General features: G+C 70.0%; 1 protein-coding gene. It reads left to right on the top strand.

Annotated features, from left to right (window positions below; genetic code table 11):
- Positions 1-1076, top strand: a 1076-nt coding sequence (locus tag KZ820_RS21665; RefSeq protein WP_219750867.1) for a dihydroxy-acid dehydratase domain-containing protein, incomplete at both ends; no start/stop codon positions are given.

The raw sequence follows: 1076 nt of genomic DNA, 5'->3' as shown, positions 1-1076 counted from the left end.
GTCGAGGTGCTGTACGGCTACCCGCTCGACGGCGTGGTGCTGACGATCGGCTGCGACAAGACCACGCCGGCCGCGCTGATGGCGGCCGCGACGGTCAACATCCCCGCGATCGCGCTGTCGGTCGGGCCGATGCTCAACGGCTGGCACAAGGGCGAGCGCACCGGGTCGGGCACGATCGTGTGGAAGGCGCGGCAGATGCTCGCCGCGGGCGAGATCGACGACGCCGAGTTCATCCGGCTGGTCGCCTCGTCGGCGCCGTCGACCGGCTATTGCAACACGATGGGCACGGCGACGACGATGAACAGCCTGGCCGAGGCGCTGGGCATGTCGCTGCCCGGCTCGGCGGCGATCCCGGCGCCCTATCGCGACCGGCAGGAGGTGGCGTACCTCACCGGCAAGCGGATCGTCGAGATGGTGGCGGAGGACCTCAAGCCCTCGGACATCCTGACCAGGGACGCGTTCCACAACGCGATCAAGGTCAATTCCGCGATCGGCGGCTCCACCAACGCGCCGATCCACCTCGCCGCCTTGGCGCGCCACGTCGGGGTCGAGCTGCCGCTCAAGGACTGGGAGACCGAGGGGCATCAGGTGCCGCTCTTGGTCAACCTGCAGCCCGCGGGCGAGTATCTCGGCGAGGATTATTACCGCGCCGGCGGCGTGCCCGCGGTGGTGAACCAGCTGATCGGGCAGGGGCTGATCGCCGAGGGCGCGCTGACGGTCAACGGCCGCACGATGGGCGAGAACTGCCGCGGCGTGGCGATCGAGGACGAGGCGGTGATCCGCCCGTACGACCGCCCGCTCAAGGAGGCGGCGGGGTTCCTGGTGCTGACCGGCAACCTGTTCGACGCGGCGGTGATGAAGACCAGCGTGATCTCGCCCGAGTTCCGCGACCGCTACCTCAGCAACCCAGCGGATCCCAACGCCTTCGAGGGCCCAGCGGTGGTGTTCGACGGGCCCGAGGACTATCACGCGCGGATCGACGATCCCGCGACCGGGATCACGCCCGAGACCTTGCTGTTCATGCGCGGCGCCGGGCCGGTCGGCTATCCCGGCGCGGCCGAGGTGGTGAACATGCG

Source organism: Sphingomonas citri (assembly GCF_019429485.1).
Taxonomy (GTDB): Bacteria; Pseudomonadota; Alphaproteobacteria; order Sphingomonadales; family Sphingomonadaceae; genus Sphingomonas; species Sphingomonas citri.
This window is presented reverse-complemented; position numbering and strand designations above follow the sequence as displayed.